The 18,352-nt window shown below is 60.7% G+C and carries 18 protein-coding genes; 2 read left to right on the forward strand and 16 right to left on the reverse strand.

Annotation, left to right across the window (positions count from 1 at the left end; genetic code table 11):
* Positions 1–226: 226 nt before the first annotated feature.
* The 12 genes from ACM6IN_RS25000 to ACM6IN_RS25055 all read right to left on the reverse strand — a co-directional run bounded on the left by ACM6IN_RS25000 (position 227) and on the right by ACM6IN_RS25055 (position 11,692).
* A complete protein-coding gene (locus ACM6IN_RS25000; protein WP_414916872.1) occupies positions 227–823 on the reverse strand; it encodes a nucleotidyltransferase family protein in 597 nt (198 codons plus the stop codon).
* Positions 820–1,800 carry an XdhC family protein gene (locus ACM6IN_RS25005; RefSeq protein WP_414916873.1) on the reverse strand — a complete coding sequence of 327 codons (981 nt, stop codon included), beginning with the start codon at positions 1,798–1,800 and terminating at the stop codon, positions 820–822. Before ACM6IN_RS25005 ends, ACM6IN_RS25000 begins: the two co-directional genes overlap by 4 nt.
* Entirely contained in the window at positions 1,800–4,121 is a 2,322-nt protein-coding gene (locus ACM6IN_RS25010; RefSeq protein ID WP_414916874.1) for a molybdopterin cofactor-binding domain-containing protein, read from the reverse strand. The genes ACM6IN_RS25005 and ACM6IN_RS25010 overlap by 1 nt, the downstream gene beginning before the upstream one ends.
* Positions 4,118–4,588 (reverse strand): (2Fe-2S)-binding protein, encoded by a 471-nt coding sequence (locus ACM6IN_RS25015; protein ID WP_414916875.1) that lies wholly within the window; start codon positions 4,586–4,588, stop codon positions 4,118–4,120. The genes ACM6IN_RS25010 and ACM6IN_RS25015 overlap by 4 nt, the downstream gene beginning before the upstream one ends.
* A 249-nt stretch (positions 4,589–4,837) precedes the next feature.
* On the reverse strand, positions 4,838–5,857 hold the full coding sequence (gene murB, locus ACM6IN_RS25020; RefSeq protein ID WP_414916876.1) for a UDP-N-acetylmuramate dehydrogenase: 1,020 nt from the start codon (positions 5,855–5,857) through the stop codon (positions 4,838–4,840).
* Entirely contained in the window at positions 5,854–6,318 is a 465-nt protein-coding gene (locus ACM6IN_RS25025) for a low molecular weight protein-tyrosine-phosphatase (protein WP_102900035.1), read from the reverse strand. Before ACM6IN_RS25025 ends, murB begins: the two co-directional genes overlap by 4 nt.
* Entirely contained in the window at positions 6,318–7,082 is a 765-nt protein-coding gene (gene kdsB, locus ACM6IN_RS25030) for a 3-deoxy-manno-octulosonate cytidylyltransferase (protein WP_007908227.1), read from the reverse strand. Before kdsB ends, ACM6IN_RS25025 begins: the two co-directional genes overlap by 1 nt.
* A complete protein-coding gene (locus ACM6IN_RS25035; protein WP_003174668.1) occupies positions 7,079–7,264 on the reverse strand; it encodes a Trm112 family protein in 186 nt (61 codons plus the stop codon). The genes kdsB and ACM6IN_RS25035 overlap by 4 nt, the downstream gene beginning before the upstream one ends.
* A gap of 21 nt (positions 7,265–7,285) precedes the next feature.
* Positions 7,286–8,296: a tetraacyldisaccharide 4'-kinase gene (gene lpxK, locus ACM6IN_RS25040; protein ID WP_007908225.1), complete on the reverse strand. Its 1,011-nt coding sequence runs from the start codon at positions 8,294–8,296 to the stop codon at positions 7,286–7,288.
* Positions 8,296–8,724: an ExbD/TolR family protein gene (locus tag ACM6IN_RS25045; protein WP_007908223.1), complete on the reverse strand. Its 429-nt coding sequence runs from the start codon at positions 8,722–8,724 to the stop codon at positions 8,296–8,298. The genes lpxK and ACM6IN_RS25045 overlap by 1 nt, the downstream gene beginning before the upstream one ends.
* Positions 8,721–9,356, reverse strand: coding sequence for a MotA/TolQ/ExbB proton channel family protein (locus ACM6IN_RS25050; protein ID WP_007908216.1), 636 nt, complete (start codon positions 9,354–9,356; stop codon positions 8,721–8,723). Before ACM6IN_RS25050 ends, ACM6IN_RS25045 begins: the two co-directional genes overlap by 4 nt.
* Positions 9,357–9,457: 101 nt before the next feature.
* The gene (locus ACM6IN_RS25055) at positions 9,458–11,692 is read right to left on the reverse strand and encodes a DNA internalization-related competence protein ComEC/Rec2 (RefSeq protein WP_414916877.1); all 2,235 of its coding nucleotides are present in this window, start codon (positions 11,690–11,692) and stop codon (positions 9,458–9,460) included.
* 136 nt (positions 11,693–11,828) lie between these two features.
* On the opposite strand from ACM6IN_RS25055, the gene ACM6IN_RS25060 reads away from it, so the two are divergent.
* Positions 11,829–12,347, forward strand: a complete 519-nt coding sequence (locus tag ACM6IN_RS25060) for a DUF2062 domain-containing protein (protein WP_007908202.1) — start codon at positions 11,829–11,831, stop codon at positions 12,345–12,347.
* Positions 12,348–12,482: 135 nt separating this feature from the next.
* Here ACM6IN_RS25060 and ACM6IN_RS25065 read toward each other — a convergent pair whose 3' ends face one another.
* The 4 genes from ACM6IN_RS25065 to ACM6IN_RS25080 all read right to left on the reverse strand — a co-directional run bounded on the left by ACM6IN_RS25065 (position 12,483) and on the right by ACM6IN_RS25080 (position 15,641).
* Positions 12,483–13,262, reverse strand: a complete 780-nt coding sequence (locus ACM6IN_RS25065) for an ABC transporter permease (RefSeq protein WP_007908200.1) — start codon at positions 13,260–13,262, stop codon at positions 12,483–12,485.
* Positions 13,259–14,191: an ABC transporter ATP-binding protein gene (locus ACM6IN_RS25070; protein WP_007949873.1), complete on the reverse strand. Its 933-nt coding sequence runs from the start codon at positions 14,189–14,191 to the stop codon at positions 13,259–13,261. Before ACM6IN_RS25070 ends, ACM6IN_RS25065 begins: the two co-directional genes overlap by 4 nt.
* Positions 14,192–14,314: 123 nt before the next feature.
* Complete coding sequence (locus tag ACM6IN_RS25075; RefSeq protein ID WP_123375460.1) at positions 14,315–14,938, reverse strand: glutathione S-transferase family protein; 624 nt, start codon at positions 14,936–14,938, stop codon at positions 14,315–14,317.
* Positions 14,939–14,981: 43 nt separating this feature from the next.
* Positions 14,982–15,641, reverse strand: a complete 660-nt coding sequence (locus ACM6IN_RS25080; protein WP_007908193.1) for a transglutaminase-like domain-containing protein — start codon at positions 15,639–15,641, stop codon at positions 14,982–14,984.
* A gap of 248 nt (positions 15,642–15,889) precedes the next feature.
* Between ACM6IN_RS25080 and ACM6IN_RS25085 the strand changes: the two genes are divergently transcribed.
* Positions 15,890–18,337, forward strand: coding sequence for an acyl-CoA dehydrogenase (locus ACM6IN_RS25085; RefSeq protein WP_123375458.1), 2,448 nt, complete (start codon positions 15,890–15,892; stop codon positions 18,335–18,337).
* Positions 18,338–18,352: the final 15 nt, after the last annotated feature.

Below are 18,352 nucleotides of genomic sequence, written 5' to 3' on the forward strand. Positions count from 1 at the left end.
TGGATTCTAGATTCCCACCTCACCCCAGCCCTCCCGAAACGTCGGACCACCCCCAGGGGGCGAGGGGAAAAGGGAGCCGATCTCCGTGTACTTCAAGGCCGGTGCTCGACTCGAAGTCTGGGTCGGTGCACCTCGAAAGAACACGTCGGTCAGTCCCCTCTCCCTCTGGGCGGTCCGACGTTTCGGGAGGGTTAGGGTGAGGGCCTCTAAGGAATTCACACAGATCTCAAGACGAGGCAAAAACCAAAGCCTCAGGCACATCGATATCCCACAGAACGCCTGGATCATCGACAGCAATCTCCACCACCCTGCCCTGCGTGAACAACGGCCTGGCCCCACGATCACCGCTCAACCCCTGCAACCCCGGACCAAACGATCGACCAAACCCCACAGGGTGACCAAACTCGCCATCCTGCACCGGTACACTCACCGCATCGTCAGCAATCGCCGCGACCACACGCTCAATACTCGACGGCAAGATAAACGGCATATCCCCCAGCACAATCAACCAGCCATCAGCATCCGGGCACGCGGCAACGCCAGCGGCAATACTGTCACCCATCCCGGTCGATTCGATCGAGACCACGTCACAACCATAAGCCTGCGCCATGCGCATCACCTGCGGCCGTGCCTCGGTCGTCACCAGCACGCGCTTGTCCAGACTGGCCGGCAGATTCACCAGCACCTGCTCGATCACCGAACGCACCGCACCATCCCGCCCGGAGCAGTCCGCCAGCAACTTGTCCTTGTCGGCACCCGCCACCTGGCGAAAGCGACTGCCCTCGCCCGCCGCCAGCACAATCACTGCAATGGATCGACTCATGTGCCCTCCAGGGTTTTCTTCTGCTTCAACGCAACGCCGTTCTTGATTGCAACGATTTCCGCCAACAACGACAAGGCAATTTCCGCCGGCGAATGACTGCCGATGTGCAAGCCGATCGGCCCGTGCAGTCGATTGATCGCCTTTACCGACAAGCCTAGCTGAGCGAGATTCTCCCGACGTTTCTGACTGTTGACCCGCGAGCCGAGCGCGCCAACATAGAAGGCTGGCGAATCCAGCGCCGTCAGCAATGCCATGTCATCCAGACGCGGATCGTGAGTCAGCGCGACAATCGCCGTGCGCTCATCGGTCTGGATGCTCAGCACCGCGTCATCTGGCATGCCCGGGACGAAACGCCCGTGATGCTCCTCCCAACCGTAGACAAACTCGGTGCGCGGATCGCAGATCAATACCTCGAAATCCAGCAGTCGAGCCATGTCCGCGACGTAGCGGGACAACTGGCCGGCGCCGATCAACAGCAGACGCCAGCGCGGACCGTAAATGGCGCGCAGGGTTTTGCCATCGAATTCCAGCGCATCGCTTTTGCTCGCCGGTGACAGAAGCACTTCGCCGGTTTCGATGTTCAGTTCGCGAGCAACGATCTCGTGAGCCTCACAACGGGCCAGCAATTCGGCAACCCAGGCAGGGTCGCCGACGCGCTCTTCGGTCAGGCGCAACGTGCCGCCGCAAGGCAAGCCAAAGCGCGCCGCCTCTTCACGCGTGACGCCATAAGTAATCAACTGCACCGGCGGCCCATCGGTGGCGATCCGTCCATCGTGCAGGCGGGCGATCAAGTCATCCTCGACGCAGCCGCCCGACACCGAACCAATCACCACGCCATCCTCGCGCAAGGCGAGCATGGCGCCGGGCGCCCGGGGCGCAGTGCCCCAGGTCTGCACCACGCTGAACAGCACCACCCGCTGCCCGGCGCGGCGCCATTCGAGGACGCTGCGCAGGACATTGAGGTCGACGCTGTCCATTACGCCTCTGCCTTCTGCCAGCCCTGCAACTGATAACGCACCGGCAGATTGCGAATACGCTTGCCGGTGGCGGCGAAGATCGCATTGCACAGTGCCGGCGCAATCGGTGGTACGCCCGGTTCGCCGACGCCGCCCAACGGCACGTCGCCCGGCGGTGTCACCAGATGCACGGCGACTTCCTTCGGCGCCAGCGACATGCGCGCCACTTCGTACATGTGGAAGTTGTCCTGCTGCACCTTGCCGTCCTTGAAGCTGATTTCGCCCAGCACCGCGTTGCCCAAGCCCATCACGCAAGCGCCTTCGAACTGCGAACGAATGCGCTCGGGGTTGATCTGCGGCCCGCAGTCCACGGCAATGTCAGCCTTGTGCACGATCAGCGTACCGTCGTCTTTTACTTCAACCTCAATCACCGCCGCCACATAGGTGACGAAGCTGTAATGCACCGCCAGACCCAGACCACGGCCCTTCGGCAGTTTGCGTCCCCAACCGGCTGCTTTCGCGGCGGTTTCCAGCACGGTGCGCATGCGCCCGGTATCGATTGGATAACGCTCGGGCGATTCGCCGTAGTTCCACTCTTCGCTCAAGGTGCGCGGGTCGATCTGGCGATCCGGGCCGAGCAGTTTGATCTGGTATTTGAGCGGATCTTCGCCGGCCTTGTGCGCCAGCTCATCGACGAAACTCTGGATCGCGAAACCATGGGGAATGTTCGACACCGAGCGATACCAGCCGACTCGCGTGTGCACGGTGGCTTCGGGGTTTTCCAGACGCACATTGGGAATCGCGTAGGCCATATTGGTGAAGCCCATACCCAGTTCGAATGCCGCTTCATGGTTCATGCCCGGCGCGAACAACGCAGTGATGCTCGGTGCCACGGTGCGATGCAGCCAACCGGACGGCATACCGTCCTTGGCCACGCCCGCCTTGAGGTACTCAGCAGACACAGTGTGGAAATACGAGTTGTGGATGTCATCTTCACGCGTCCACTGCACCCGCACGGCTTTACCGGGAAACTCTTTGGCGAGAATCGCTGCTTCAACGACGAAGTCCGGTTTCGACTTGCGGCCGAAACCGCCGCCAAGCAGCGTGACATTGAACGTGACATTGTCGAACGGCAGCCCAAGACGCTCGGCGATGCGTTCGCGGGTGACTTGTGGCGCCTGACTCGGCGCCCACGCTTCGCAAACGCCATCCTTGTAACGGGCGATGGCGACCATGGGCTCCATCGGTGCCTGCGCCAAGTGCGGCAGGTAATACGAAGCTTCGAGCGTACTCGCGGCGCCGCTCAGGGCCTTGTCGATATCGCCGGTGTTGCGCACCACTTTGCCAGGCTTCAGCGACGCAGCTTCCAGTTCCTTGCGATAGGCGATCGAGTCATAACTGGCGTTCGGCCCATCGTCCCATTCGATTTTCAGCGCCTCGCGGCCCTTGATCGCTGCCCAGGTATTGCTGGCCACCACGGCCACACCGCCCAACGGTTGGAATTCCGAAGGCAACGGGCGACTTTCGATCTGCAGCACTTTGAGTACGCCAGGGACTTTCAGCGCGGCGCTGTCATCCAGCGATTTGACCTTGCCGCCGTACACCGCCGGACGGGCGATGGTCGCGTACAACATGCCATCGAAATGCACATCGGCGCCGTACACGGCACGACCGTTGACGATGTCGTCACCGTCGATGGCTTTGCTGCCTTCCTTGCCGATGTAGCGAAATTCCGACGGTTGCTTGAGGCGCAGACTGTCACGCGCCGGCACTGGCAACGCACTGGCGGCAGCGGCGAGTTCGCCATAGCCCAGTTCACGGCCGGACGGTTTATGGATGACTTTATGCAACTGCGCGTGGCATTCGCCGACCGGCACTTTCCACTGCGCAGCGGCAGCTTGCTCGAGCATGGTCCGCGCCGCCGCGCCACAACGACGCATCGGCTCGTACCAATGACGCATGCTGCGCGAACCGTCAGTGTCCTGGTTACCGAAACGCACTTCATCGCCCGGCGCCTGTTGCACTTTGACGTGCGCCCAGTCGGCTTCCAACTCGTCGGCAACGACCATGGTCAGACTGGTGCGCACGCCCTGGCCCATTTCCGAACGGTTGCAGACCACGGTGACGGTGCCGTCAGCGGCGATGCTGACGTAGACCTTCGGATCATCGATCCAGCCATTAGGCATGCCATCGGCGCCGAACTGTTTCGGTTTGTCCTCGGCCAACGCATCCTGCCAGCCCCAACTCGCCGCCAGCACCAGCGCACCGGTGGCGCCGACGCTTTTGAGAAAACCGCGACGGCTGAGATTGCTCAGGGCGAAATCATTCGGAAGACGGCTCATGCCTTGGCCTCCTTCAAGTGAGTGGAGGCCTGACGAATAGCGGTTTTGATTCGGTTGTAGGTGCCGCAGCGACAAATATTGCCGACCATGGCTTCTTCGATCTGCTCGTCGCTCGGGTTCGGGTTGGTCTTGAGCAACGCGGTGGCCGACATGATTTGCCCGCCCTGACAGAAACCGCATTGGGCTACAGCGGTGTCGAGCCAGGCTTGCTGGACGACCTGACCCACCGGGTCGGCGTGCAGGTTATCGATGGTGGTGACGTTCTGTCCGACCACCGAGCCGATCGGCGTGATGCAACTGCGCGCGGGCAAGCCATCGATATGAATGGTGCACGCGCCACACAGGCCCATGCCGCAGCCAAATTTGGTGCCGTTGTAACCGGCGACATCACGAATCGCCCACAACAGCGGCATGTCTTCAGTGACATCGAGGGGAAAGTCTTGACCGTTGAGCTTCAGGGTAATCATGGGCACGCCCGCATATTTTTAGTGGTTATGGGGTCGAGCAATCTGCCGCCGGAAAATCAGCGGTGTGGTTCACGCAGATCGACTCAGGCTAATCAGGCTCTCTCGTGCCGACGGGAACGTCTGCACCGGGCCTTTGGTGGAGCAAATGACGGTTATCGTTAGCTCGCTAAGTTAACCCAGCGTTAACAAAAAAGCCCTGCACTTTTTTATCAGTGCAGGGCTTTGGATGGCGCTTTTGAAAGCGTAGCCTCAATAGCGGTTAGGCTCCATCTCCAGCTCGACATCGAAACGTTCGGCAATGTCTTTCTGGATGCGTTGCGCGAGGTCGAGCAGTTGCAAACCGGTTGCCGCGCCGTAGTTGACCAGCACCAGCGCCTGCAATTTATGCACGCCGGCATCGGCCTCACGGAAACCTTTCCAGCCGGCACGCTCGATCAGCCAACCCGCCGCCAGTTTCATCTGCCCGTCCGGTTGCGCGTAAGCCACCACGTCCGGGTGCTGCGTTTTGATTTGCGCGACGACGGCCGCCGACACCAGCGGATTCTTGAAGAAGCTGCCGGCATTGCCAAGCACCGCCGGGTCCGGCAGTTTTTCACTGCGGATGCTGCAGATGGCGCGACTGACGTCACTTGGCGTCGGCTGCTCGATACCCTGCTCGGTCAGGCGCTGACGCACCGGGCCGTATTCCAGATGCAGATGCGCGACGCGATCCAGTTTGAAGCGCACGCGCAGAATCAACCAACGCCCAGGCTGCTGCTTGAACAGGCTGTCGCGGTAGGCAAAGTTGCACTCTTCGAGGCTGAAGTCGCGCAGCTCGCCGGTCTGGCGATCCAGCGCGGTCAATCCGGCAAACACATCCTTGATCTCGACACCGTAGGCACCGATGTTCTGCATTGGCGCAGCGCCGACGGTGCCGGGAATCAGGCTGAGGTTTTCCAGTCCGGAAAAACCCTGCGCCAGCGTGTATTGCACAAAGGGATGCCAAGGCTCGCCGGCTTCAGCTTCGATCACCACACGATTGCCGTCATCACTGACCACGCGGATCCCCCGCGTCGCCATGCGCAGCACCAGCGCCGGGATATCTGCGGTCAGCAGCAAGTTGCTGCCACCGCCGATCACCAGCATTGGCACGTCATGTGTTTTCGCATAAGCCAACGCCTCACGGACATCGGCGTCGCTGTGGGCCTCGGCGAACAGTTGCGCGCGAACATCCACGCCAAAACTGTTGAACGGTTTCAGGGAAACCTGCGGTTGCACCTGCAAACTCATAACCGGCCCTTCACTTCGATCAACAGTTGGTCACAAGCCGCTTCGATCAGATCCAGCACCTGCTCGAACCCTTGATCGCCGTCGTAATACGGATCCGGCACTTCATCGACCAGCCCGGCATAACGGCGCAGGAACAAATCCAGTTCAGCCTTGCCGGTGGATGGTTGCAAGGCTTTGAGGTTGCGCAGGTTGCTGTTATCCATGGCCAGAATCAGATCGTAACTGGCGAAGTCAGCACGGCTGACCTGCTGCGCGCGTTGCGCCGACAAGTCATAACCGCGCACTTTCGCCGCAGCCTGGCTGCGTTTGTCCGGCGGGTTGCCGACGTGCCAGTCACCGGTGCCGGCGGAGGCCACTTCAACCTGATCCGCCAGCCCCGCTTCACGCAGTTTGTGGCGCAACACGCCTTCAGCGGTGGGCGAACGGCAAATATTGCCCAAGCACACAAACAGAACGCGCATCAGGCCTCCAGCAGGCGACGAACGCGCTCAAGGTCTTCAACGGTGTCGACTCCGGTCGGTGGCGCGATCAACGCGTCAGCAACATGAATGCGCACGCCGTGCCACAGGGCACGCAGTTGCTCGAGGGATTCAGTGTTTTCCAGCCAGCACGGCCCCCAGTTGACGAAATCCTGAAGGAAACCGGCGCGGTAGGCATAAATGCCGATGTGGCGACGATACGGCACGCCTTCCGGCAGTTGCTCGCGGCTCTTGGCAAACGCATCGCGTGCCCACGGCAAGGTCGCGCGGCTGAAGGTCAGCGCCAGACCGTTGATGTCACTGACGACCTTGACCACGTTCGGATTGAACAGGGTTTCCACGTCTTCAATCGGCTCGGCCAACGTGGCCATGCGCGCTTCGGTGTGGGCGGCGAGGTTGGCGGCGACCTGATCGATCACGCTCGGTGGAATCAGCGGCTCGTCACCCTGCACGTTGACCACGATCGCGTCAGGCTCGAGGCCCAGTTTCGCCGCGACTTCGGCCAGACGGTCGGTGCCGGAATTATGGTCTTCACGGGTCAGCACCACTTCGGCGCCAAAGGCCTTGCAGGCCTCGACGATGCGCGCATCGTCAGTCGCAACCACCACGCGGCTGGCGCTGCTTTTGCTCGCCTGTTCCCAGACGTGCTGGATCATCGGCTTGCCGGCGATGTCCAGCAGCGGTTTGCCCGGCAGACGGGTCGAGGCGAAACGTGACGGGATGACAACGGTGAAGGCAGTGGTCATTTATCCAGACGCTCGTCGGTGGTCAGGGTACGGGCTTCGCTTTCGAGCATCACCGGGATGCCGTCGCGGATCGGGTATGCCAGACCGGCGCCCTTGCTGATCAACTCGGTCTTGTCGGCGCTGAGCTTGAGCGGGCCTTTGCAGATCGGGCACGCGAGGATATCGAGCAATTTGGTGTCCATGAACATTCCCTGAGTAAAGAGTTAAGGCAAAAGCCGATCGGGCAACAGGCGCATCAGTTGCGTGTCAAACCAGGCCACGAAGGCCGGCGACGGCACGGCATCGACCGCCAGATACCACCAGTCGGCTGTAGCGAAGGCACGGCACTTCACCGCGTCCTTTTCGGTCATCACCAACGGCAATGACGGTGTGAAATTCAAGGCCTGCACGCTGTATTCGGCGTGATCGGCAAACGCGTGGGGCACTGCGCGCCAGTCTAGCGCTTCGAGGGTATTGAAGAAACGTTGCGGATTGCCAATCCCGGCGACCGCGTGCACGGCCTGGCCGGACGGGAAATGATCGAGCGACTTGCGCTCGCCACTGCGCAGATTGACCAGCGCGGTGGGTTGCAGACGGAAAGCAAAACCGTCATCTCGGTCTTCAGTGGCACCATTGAACAGCACGCCGTCGACGCTTTGCAGGCGCTCGATCGGCTCCCGCAACGGTCCGGCCGGCAGACAACGCTTGTTGCCCAGACCACGGGCGGCATCGATGAGCACCAGTTCCAGATCTCGCGCCAGACGGTAATGCTGCATGCCGTCATCCGACAGGATCAGATCCAGCGGTTCGCTGGCGAGCAAGGCTTTGACGGCGGCGCTGCGATTGGGGTCAATCATCAACGGTACGCCGGTGCGCTGGACGATCAGCAGCGGTTCGTCTCCGGCAATGTCGGCGGCTTGATCGGCCTCAACCCGCCACGGCAGCTGCGGCGGTTTGGCACCGTAACCACGGCTGACCACGCCGACGCGCAAGCCGCTGCGCCGACAGTGCTCGATCAGCCAGAGAATCATCGGTGTCTTGCCGGTGCCACCCACGGTGATGTTGCCGACGACGATTAACGGCACCGGTGGCTGATAGATCTCGCCCTCACCGTCGAGAAAGCGCTGGCGTTTTTTGACTACCACGCGGCGGTACAACAACTCCAACGGCCGCAGCAACGTCAGGGCCGGGTGCCCCTGATACCACGCGGCTAGCAAACGATCGGACAGACTCATCAGGATTTCGGCGCCGCCTCGACCGTGGTCATGCGCAGATGGCTGAAACCGAGCTTGCCGGCCGCGTCCATGGCGGTGATCACTGATTGATGCTGAGTCTTGCCATCGGCACTGATCGACAACGGCATGTTGGTGTCGCCGTTGGACTCTTTCTGCATGGCTTCCATCAGGGTCGCCAGATCATTTTTCGGCAAAATCTTGTTGTTCACCGAAAACACGCCCTCAGCGCTGATAGCCACATCAATCTGCTTGAGCTGCTGGTCTTCGGCCGGTGAGCCGCTGACCGCTTCCGGCAGGTCGACGCGCAACTGGGTTTCACGGGTAAACGTGGTGGTCACGACGAAAAACAGCAGCAGGATAAACACCACATCGATCAGCGATGCGAGGTTGATGTCGATGGTTTCCCGAGGCTTGCGACGGAATTTCACGCGCGGCCCTCGGCCAGATCGACGTCACGGTCGCCCTGCACCACTTCAACCAGTTTGATCGCTTCCTGCTCCATACCGACGACCAGTTCATCGATGCGGCGCTGCAGGAACCGGTGGAAGAACACTGCCGGAATACCGACCATCAAGCCCGCCGCCGTGGTGATCAGCGCTTTCGAGATACCGCCGGCCAATACCGAGGCATTGGTGGTCATACCTGAACCGGTGAAGGCACTGAAAATGTCGATCATGCCCAACACCGTGCCCAGCAGGCCCAGCAGCGGCGACATGGCGGCAATCGTGCCCAGCGCATTGACGTAGCGTTCGAGCTCGTGAATAACGCGGGCGGCGGCTTCTTCAATGCACTCTTTCATGATCTCGCGACCATGCTTGGAGTTGGCCAGACCGGCGGCGAGGATTTCTCCCAGCGGCGAATTGGCGCGCAATTCCTTGAGCTTTTCTTTATTGAGCTGCTTGTCCTTGATCCACACCCAGACCTGGCCCAGCAGATGCTCGGGGGTGACGCGACTGGCGCGCAGGGTCCACAGGCGTTCGGCGACGATCGCCATGGCCGCGATGGAGCTCAGAATGATCGGCAACATCATCCAGCCGCCGGATTTGACCAATTCCCACACAGTGACAGTCCCCTCGAAAAAGTGCGCCACTTTACCATACCGATTCACGATTAAGACCCGCCGCCCCGACGACCGTGATGCCCCATTCGCCCACGCCCCGATCAACGGGCCAGTGCGGGCGGATCACGCCAGAAACGCCGTTGCTGACGCATTGTGCGTGGCGCCTTGAAGGTACCCAGTTGCAGATGAATGGCGCCCTGCTCGGCGCTGTCGTAAATGTGCAGATTCAATTTGCGATAACGCACCAGCACGGTCGGGTGCGGATGGCCGAAAGAGTTGCCATGGCCTCGCGAGATCAGCACGGACTCAGGCTGCAAGACTTTGAGCAGCGCCATGGACGATGAACTGCGGCTACCATGGTGCGGCGATTGCAGCCATTGCGTCGGCACGGCCAGCGGACTGTCGAGCAGCAAGCGCTCGGCATGGCTGTCGATGTCGCCGGTCAGCAGCAAGCGCTCACCATTGGCCTCGATCTGCAACACAAAGGAACGCTGATTGCTGTCGTTGGCGTCCGCCCATTGCCAGAGTTGAAAACGCACGCCATCCCACTGCCACTGCCGACCACGTTCGCAGGCTTCGGCGCTCAGTTGCTCAGGCAGTCCCGCCGGGTCGCCGCTGATCACTCGATCGACGGTCAAACCGCGCATGACTGCCAAAGCACCACCGGCGTGATCGGCATCTGCATGACTGAGCAACATCAGATCAAGCTTTTCCACACTCAGTTTGCGCAACGCGGGCACCACCACCCGCTCGCCGAGATCGAAATCGCCAAAGCGCGGCCCGGCGTCATACAGCAGCGTGTGATGACGGGTGCGGATCAGAATGGCCAGGCCTTGGCCGACATCGAGTTGCCAGACATCGGCCAGCCCTTCATCCAGACGCTCGCGGGGCGGCACGACCAGCAGCAATAGCAATGGCCAGCCCAGTGCACGCATCGGCACGCCGCGCGGCAACAGCAACAACACGGCACCGAGGCTGCCGAGCAACCAGACCCAACCCGGCACAGCGGCGGCTGTCCATGCCGGCCACTGCCCGGCGATCACGGCCAAAGTACGAAACAGCGCATCGATCAAACCGCCGGCCAGCCACAAAAGACCTTCACCGACATACGGCACCGGCAACATTAACGTGCCGAGCAGTGCTGGCGGCAATACAACCAGGCTGACCCAAGGCACTGCCAACAGGTTCGCCAGTGGTCCGCTAAGACTGATCGGCAGATTCAGTGCCAGCAACACCGGACACAGACCGATGGCAATCAACCACTGCGCCCGCGTCCAGGTTTGCCACCAACGCCACGTGCCCAGCCGACCGCCAAAGGTGAAGATCAACACGGCAACAGCGGTAAAGGACAGCCAGAAACCGGGGCGCAGACTGGCCAGGGGATCGAGCAAAAGCACCGCATTGAACGCCAGCAACAACGGCCACCATGCACCAAGATGACGAAAACGCAGGCGCCACAACAGCACCAGACCGACCATCACACAGGCGCGCTGTACCGGCACGTCGAATCCTGCGAGCAGGCCATAACCGAGCGCCGCCGCAAATGCCAGACCACAGGCCCACGGCAACCAGGGCCAGCGCAGCGGCCACAGGCCAAAACGGGCCAATCCGCTGACCAGCATGTACATCACTGCCGCCAGCAAGCCAATGTGCTGGCCGGAAATCACCAGCAAGTGCACGGTGCCGGTGTCCTGCAGAATCTGCCAGTCCTCGCGACTGAGTCCCGAGCCATCGCCAAGCACCAGCGCCGCCAGTGCCCCGCCCCGTCCCTGTGCGTCCACCTCGAGCAAACGCTGCCGAATATTGTCGCGCCAGGCCCAGCGTGCTTCGCTCAGGCGTTGGCCGTCCTTGATCGTGCCGGTCGCACCGATGCGTTGCGCCAGTAGCCACGCCTCGTAATCGAAAGCGTCCGGATTGAGCAAACCACCCGCACGCTTGAGCTTGACCGCCAGACGCCAGCGCTCGCCGCTGTTGACCGGCGGCCCGCCGTACCAGGCCAGGCGCATCAGCGGTGGCAGTTTTTCGTGACGCGAGCGCGCATCCGCCAGTTCGAAACGCACCACGCCGTCGCTGTTCTGCGGCAAACCGACGACCCGCCCTTCAACCCACCGGGTTTCGCCATCCAGCCCGATCGGCAAGCGATCATTCAGCGCCCACTGCGCGCCGACGCTGGCCCACGTGAAGCCAAACAGCAAAAACGCCAAGGGGTAGCTGCGAAACGGCAGCAGCATCAAAGCCACGACCGGCAACAGCAGCATCAACCAGACCGGCGGTAGTGCCGGCATAAAAACCGGGGCCAGCAGACCGACTGCGAGCGCCATCATCCCTGTGCGCATAAGCCCGTCCTTGAGAGTCCCGCTTTTAGGCATAGCGGGTGTCGGGCACAAGCGTCGTCAACAATTGTCACAAAGTCTGAATGGGCGCTTCGTAGAATCCAGACATACTTGCCGCCTTAACCGACCGAGAAGCCTTATGCCCCGGCGCTTATTCAAACGTTACATGCCCGACCCGACGAGCATCAGGGAACACAAATCCTTACGCTTTCTCGGCAAGTTGCTGCATGACCCGAACCTCTGGCACCTCAATCGCCACTCGGTCGCCCGAGCGATGGCCGTCGGCCTGTTCGCCGCATTCCTGCCGATTCCGGCGCAGATGCTGGTGGCGGCTGCCCTCGCCGTCATGGTGCGAGGGAATATGCCGATTGCGGTCAGTCTGGTGTGGCTGACCAATCCGATCACCATGCCGGCAGTGTTTTTCTGCACTTATCAGGCCGGGGCGTTTTTGATGGACGTGCCCGCCCGGCATCTGCCGGATGAGCTGACCTGGGAATGGATCAGCGGCGAGTTGTCGACGCTGTGGCAGCCGTTTCTGCTCGGTTCGGTGGTGGTAGGGCTGGTGCTTGGCGCCCTCGCCTACTGTCTGGTGATGATGTATTGGCGCTGGTGGGTCGCGCGGCAATGGGCGCGGCGCAAGAAAAGCCGCATGCGCTGAATGCAAAACGGCCTCCGCAGTGGGAGGCCGTTCTGGTTTGTGGCGTCTGCATTCGCGAGCAGGCTCACTCCTACATTGGAATTCGTTCCCCTGTAGGAGTGAGCCTGCTCGCGATGGCCACGACTCGGTCTGGAGTCAGGTACGCATCCCGCGCCCACTCACCAGCAACCGCGCACAACCGAGATACAACACCACCGTCGCCACCAGCATAAAGGTGATCGCGATGCCGATGCGGATATCCGACACACCCAGAATGCCGTAACGGAAAGCGTTGACCATGTGCAGCACCGGGTTGGCCAGCGACACGGTCTGCCAGAACGGCGGCAGCAGCGTGATCGAGTAGAACACCCCACCCAGGTACGTCAGCGGCGTCAGCACAAAGGTCGGGATGATCGAAATATCATCGAAGTTGCGCGCAAACACTGCGTTGATGAAGCCCAGCAGCGAGAAGATCGTCGCCGTCAGTACCACCACGAGGATGGTCACGCCGAGGTGATGCACCTGCAAATGGGTGAAGAACAGCGACAGAATCGTCACGATCACACCCACCATCAAGCCACGCAACACGCCGCCAATGGTGAAGCCGATCAGAATCGTGTGCGGCGATACCGGCGAGACCATCAATTCTTCGATGGAGCGCTGGAACTTGCTGCCGAAGAAACTCGAGACCACGTTGCCGTAAGAGTTGGTGATCACCGACATCATGATCAGCCCCGGCACGATGTACTCCATGTAAGTGAAGCCGCCCATGTCACCGATCTGGCGACCGATCAGATTGCCGAAAATCACGAAGTACAGAACCATGGTGATCGCCGGCGGCAGCAGCGTTTGCGGCCAGATCCGCGTGAAGCGTTTGACCTCGCGGTAAACAATGGTCTGCAGGGCGACGAGGTTGGGACGGAATTCGGAACTCATACCGCCACCTTCGACAGATTTTTCTCGACCAGGGACACGAACAGCTCCTCGAGGCGATTGGTTTTGTTACGCAGGCTCAATACTTCGATGTTCTGCTGCGCCAACTGGGTGAACAACGCCGTGATGCCCATGGACTTGTCGACCTGGACTTCAAGGGTATGGCTGTCGAGCAATCGGGCGGGGTAGCCGAGCAATTGCGGCGCAGCGTTCAAGTCGTTTTTCAGGTCCAGCAGGAAGGTTTCCACGTGCAACTGGCCCAGCAATTGTTTCATGCTGGTGTTCTCGACGATGGTGCCGTGGTCGATGATGCCGATGTTGCGGCACAACTGCTCGGCCTCCTCCAGATAGTGCGTGGTGAGGATGATGGTGATGCCTTTCTGGTTCAGTTCGGTGAGGAACGTCCACATCGAACGGCGCAGCTCGATATCAACACCTGCGGTCGGTTCATCGAGGATCAGCAGACGCGGTTCATGCACCAGTGCGCGGGCAATCATCAAGCGCCGCTTCATACCGCCCGACAGCGAACGCGACGGCACATCGCGCTTGTCCCACAAGCCCAGTTGGGTCAAATACTGCTCGGCGCGTTCCTTGGCGATCTTCGCCGGAATGCCGTAGTAACCGGCCTGGGTCACGACGATATCGAAGGTCTTTTCAAACTGGTTGAAGTTGAATTCCTGGGGCACGACGCCGATCGAGCGCTTGAGCTGCGCAGGATTTTTGTCCAGGTCATGACCGAAGATATTCACCGTGCCGCTGGTCTTGTTCACCAGTGTCGAGAGAATGCCGATGGTCGTGGATTTGCCGGCACCGTTGGGGCCGAGCAAGGCGAAAAAGTCACCTTCGGCGACGTCCAGATCGATACCACTCAAGGCCTGGAACCCGTTGCCGTAGGTTTTGGTTAGCTGCCGGATGGACAGAGCGGAACTCATATCTGATTTACGCACCATTGAAGGGAAAAAGGAGACGGCGGCGAAGGATCGAACCGCAGCGCAAGTGCGCAATGGTGCTTGCCGCCGCCGTACAAGTACAGTCAAGTGTGTCGATAGTAGGTATTAAGTCAACGCGGTCATAACCGCTTTCTGGTAGGCCGAACGCTGCTTCAGGCGCTCGTACCAGGCTTGGAGATGGGGTTGCGGGGCGCGTTCGATGGGCATCTCGAACCAGGCATAAATGAAACTGCCCAACGGGATATCGCCCATGCCGATGTCATTGCCGGAAAGATATGGCTGACTGGCCAAGGCACTGTCGGCCATGCTCAGCAACTCGTTACATTCCTTGATCGCGGCGTTGATTGCCGTCCAGTCCTGCTTATCTGCCGGGGTGCGCAACACGCCCCAGAAAACCGTGCGGAACGGGCCGGCAAAACTCGAAGTGGTCCAGTCCATCCATTTGTCGGCGATGGCGCGAGCTTGCGGATCGGCCGAATACCAATGGCTGTCGGGCGCATGTCTGGCCAGCAGATAGCGGACGATGGCGTTGGACTCCCACAACACAAAACCGTCGTCCTCGATCACCGGCACCCGCCCGTTCGGGTTCATCGCCCGATACTCGGGTGTGTCGACCACGCCGAATGCGCCGCCGGCATCAATCGCTTCGTAGGCCAGGCCGAGCTCCTCGGCGGCCCACAATGGCTTCCTGACATTCGATGAGTTTTTCCGTCCCCAGATCTTCAGCATGACCGCCTCTTTTCAAATGAGTGGGCAGGCAGCATACGCCGGATCAGGTACGGCTCAAATCACTCTGCATATCGCCCAGCAACTGTGGTTGCTGATCAGTAAACAGATGCGGATAACACTTTTGCAGATGCTCGAAGAAGAACGTTTCCGGCACATCGGAAAATTGCCCGTGGTCGACCAGATACTCCATCAACTGCGCACCGTCACGGTTGAACGGATGGAAAACGCTGTCGTTGATGCCGTCGAACTCAAGCGGCGCGACATTGAACAACTCGCAGAGCTTCTGGTTGAACGCCGGTGTTGCCTTGATCCAGCGATCATTGAGAAAGAACTCGGTATAGCCGTGCATGGCGAACATATCGCTTTTCAGCAACTCGAGCAGACGCGGGGTCGACAGGTGATTTTTCACATCGGCCAGACCGATGCGCGCCGGGATCCCGCAATGCCGCGCGCAGCCCGCCAGCAGCGTGGCTTTGGGCACGCAATAACTCTCCCCCGTCGCCAGCGCATAACTGCCGCACAAGGTCTGCGGATCGCGACTGAAGGTGTAGGGGTTGTAGCGCACCGCCTCACGCACGGCGTAATAAAGACTGATCGCCTGCTCGAGCGGATCGCGACTGATGCCCCGATGCAGTTCGGCGAACTCCACCACCGCCGGGTGGTCACTATCGATGAAGCGGCCGGGACTCAGATACTCGTGCATGACGACAATCTCCTGGGTGAGCCCCGAGTCTAGCGATACCTTCAGCACAGAGATAACGACGTTTCGGCCAAACTTGCACGCAAAGACGCGGGATCAGCGAACGATTTCCCACAGGTGTTGCCCACCGAACCTACGAACACCATCCGGGGTTTCCCACGATTTCAATCACCTTGGTCTGACCACCCGCTTTTACAGATGCCGTCTAAGCTCTGGAGGGTCGATTTGCCTTGGTTCACGGAGGACTGAATATGCTGTTGTTGTGGATACTGGTTTTGATCGTTGGCGTGGCGTATCTCGCCCACCGGCGTATTTCCCCTCTGCCTGCGTTGGGCATCGTTGCCGTCTACCTGCTGGCGATGGGCATTTTCAGTCATGCGCCGGGCTGGTTATTGGCGGTGTTGTGGATCTTGCTGGCGGTGGTCGCCGCACCGCTGCTGCTGCCTGACCTGCGCCGCAAACATTTCACTGCGCCGCTGTTCAGTTGGTTCCAGAAAACCCTGCCGCCGATGTCGCAGACCGAACGCGACGCGATCGACGCCGGCACCGTGTGGTGGGACGGCGAGCTGTTCAGCGGCCGCCCGGACTGGGACAAGCTGCTGGCCTATCCCAAGGCGCAATTGAGCGAAGAAGAACAGGCGTTCATCGACGGCCCGACCGAAGAGCTTTGCGCGATGGTCACTGACTGGCAGATCGGCCAGTCGATGGACCTACCGGCCGAAGCCTGGACGCACATCAAGGAACACGGCTTTTTTGCCCTGATCATTCCGAAAGAATTCGGCGGCAAAGGCTTCTCTGCATACGCGCACTCGCAAGTGGCGATGAAACTGGCCACCCGCAGCGGTGACCTCGCCTCCACTGTCATGGTGCCGAACTCACTAGGCCCGGCCGAACTGCTGCTGCATTACGGCACCGACGAACAACGCAATCACTACCTGCCGCGTCTGGCCCGGGGCGATGACATTCCGTGCTTTGCCCTCACCGGCCCGCTCGCGGGTTCCGATGCCGGCGCGATGCCCGACACCGGGATCATCTGCAAAGGTCAGTGGGAAGGTCAGGAAGTCATCGGCCTGCGCCTGAACTGGGAGAAACGCTATATCACCCTCGGCCCGGTCGCTACCCTCCTCGGCCTGGCCTTCAAGGCCTATGACCCGGAACATCTGCTGGGCGACAAAGAAGACCTCGGCATCAGCCTTGCGCTGATCCCGACCGATACCGCCGGCGTGGAAATCGGACGTCGTCACCTGCCGCTGGGCGCGGCATTCATGAACGGCCCGAACTCCGGCAAGGACGTGTTTATCCCGCTGGACTTCCTCATCGGCGGTCAGGAAATGCTCGGCAAGGGCTGGATGATGCTAATGAACTGCCTGTCGGTCGGCCGTTCGATCTCTTTGCCGGCAGTCGGGACCGGCGCAGCCAAATTCACCAGTCTGGTCACGGGTCAGTACGCGCAGATTCGCGAGCAGTTCAACGTGCCGTTGTCCGCGTTCGAAGGTATTCAGGAGGCCATGGCGCGCATCGGCGGCAACGCGTGGATGATGGACGCGGCACGCATGCTTACCGCCAACGCGGTGGACCTGGGCGAAAAACCTTCGGTGCTGTCGGCGATCCTCAAGTACCACCTCACCGAACGCGGCCGCGAGTGCATCAGCCATGCGATGGATGTGCACGGCGGCAAGGCGATCATCATGGGGCCGAACAACTACCTCGGGCGCAGCTGGAACGGTGCGCCGATCTTCATCACCGTGGAGGGCGCAAACATCCTTTCGCGCAACCTGATGATCTTCGGTCAAGGCGCGATTCGCTGCCATCCGTTTGTACTGAAGGAGATGGCTCTGGCCGGCCGCGAAGACAAGGATCAGGCGTTGAAAGAGTTCGATGGCCTGCTGCTCAAACACATCGGTTTCGCCGTAAGCAACGCGGCCAGCACGCTGGTGCTGAACCTCGGTTTCGGCCACTTCGAACATGCGCCGGGCGACAAGATCAGTCAGGGTTACTTCCGCGCACTCAATCGCCAGGCAGCGGCATTTGCCATGCTCGCCGACTTCAGCATGATGCTGCTCGGCGGCGAACTGAAGCGTCGTGAGCGTCTGTCGGCACGTTTGGGTGATGTATTGAGCAACTTGTATCTGGCCTCGGCTGCGCTTAAGCGTTACCACGATCTGGATTCGCCGGCCTATATGGAACCGCTGTTCCGTTGGGCGATGGAAGAAAGCCTCGGCCAATCGGAACGGGCGCTGGATGAGTTGTTGCGCAACTTCCCGAACAAGGTGTTCGGCGGTCTGCTGCGAGTCATCGTGTTTCCGTTCGGTCGTCGTCACAAAGGCCCGTCGGACAAACTCGGTGCCGAAGTGGCTGGGGTCATTGGTCGCGCCAAGGGCGATCCGGCGCTGGAAGAACTGCTTGCCGGTTGCTATCGCCCACAGTCGGCAGACGATGCCGTCGGCGCGCTGCAACACGCCAGCGATCTGCTGAATGCTGCGCAGCCGTTGCACAAAAAACTGCACACCTCGCTGAAAAGCGGTCAGGTCAAACCGGTCGCAGGTGAACACGCCATCGATGCCGCGCTTGAAGCTGGAGTATTGCAACCAGTGGAAGCGCAGAGTCTGCGCGATGCCGAAGCGGCGCGACGCAAGGTGATCGACGTCGATGATTTCGACAAAGAGGAGCTGGCGCTGGCAGAGGGCAAAGTCCGCTGATCCTGACAAACATGT

Source organism: Pseudomonas sp. IT-P395 (genome assembly GCF_949767675.1).
Classification (GTDB): Bacteria; Pseudomonadota; Gammaproteobacteria; order Pseudomonadales; family Pseudomonadaceae; genus Aquipseudomonas.

What these genes read in the sequence shown, in the direction of transcription:
- ACM6IN_RS25000 (WP_414916872.1), bottom strand. Translation starts at nt 823, where the DNA reads ATGAGTCGATCCATTGCAGTGATTGTGCTGGCGGCGGGCGAGGGCAGT.
- ACM6IN_RS25005 (WP_414916873.1), bottom strand. Translation starts at nt 1,800, where the DNA reads ATGGACAGCGTCGACCTCAATGTCCTGCGCAGCGTCCTCGAATGGCGC.
- ACM6IN_RS25010 (WP_414916874.1), bottom strand. Translation starts at nt 4,121, where the DNA reads ATGAGCCGTCTTCCGAATGATTTCGCCCTGAGCAATCTCAGCCGTCGC.
- ACM6IN_RS25015 (WP_414916875.1), bottom strand. Translation starts at nt 4,588, where the DNA reads ATGATTACCCTGAAGCTCAACGGTCAAGACTTTCCCCTCGATGTCACT.
- murB (WP_414916876.1), bottom strand. Translation starts at nt 5,857, where the DNA reads ATGAGTTTGCAGGTGCAACCGCAGGTTTCCCTGAAACCGTTCAACAGT.
- ACM6IN_RS25025 (WP_102900035.1), bottom strand. Translation starts at nt 6,318, where the DNA reads ATGCGCGTTCTGTTTGTGTGCTTGGGCAATATTTGCCGTTCGCCCACC.
- kdsB (WP_007908227.1), bottom strand. Translation starts at nt 7,082, where the DNA reads ATGACCACTGCCTTCACCGTTGTCATCCCGTCACGTTTCGCCTCGACC.
- ACM6IN_RS25035 (WP_003174668.1), bottom strand. Translation starts at nt 7,264, where the DNA reads ATGGACACCAAATTGCTCGATATCCTCGCGTGCCCGATCTGCAAAGGC.
- lpxK (WP_007908225.1), bottom strand. Translation starts at nt 8,296, where the DNA reads ATGAGTCTGTCCGATCGTTTGCTAGCCGCGTGGTATCAGGGGCACCCG.
- ACM6IN_RS25055 (WP_414916877.1), bottom strand. Translation starts at nt 11,692, where the DNA reads ATGCGCACAGGGATGATGGCGCTCGCAGTCGGTCTGCTGGCCCCGGTT.
- ACM6IN_RS25060 (WP_007908202.1), top strand. Translation starts at nt 11,829, where the DNA reads ATGCCCCGGCGCTTATTCAAACGTTACATGCCCGACCCGACGAGCATC.
- ACM6IN_RS25065 (WP_007908200.1), bottom strand. Translation starts at nt 13,262, where the DNA reads ATGAGTTCCGAATTCCGTCCCAACCTCGTCGCCCTGCAGACCATTGTT.
- ACM6IN_RS25070 (WP_007949873.1), bottom strand. Translation starts at nt 14,191, where the DNA reads ATGAGTTCCGCTCTGTCCATCCGGCAGCTAACCAAAACCTACGGCAAC.
- ACM6IN_RS25075 (WP_123375460.1), bottom strand. Translation starts at nt 14,938, where the DNA reads ATGCTGAAGATCTGGGGACGGAAAAACTCATCGAATGTCAGGAAGCCA.
- ACM6IN_RS25080 (WP_007908193.1), bottom strand. Translation starts at nt 15,641, where the DNA reads ATGCACGAGTATCTGAGTCCCGGCCGCTTCATCGATAGTGACCACCCG.
- ACM6IN_RS25085 (WP_123375458.1), top strand. Translation starts at nt 15,890, where the DNA reads ATGCTGTTGTTGTGGATACTGGTTTTGATCGTTGGCGTGGCGTATCTC.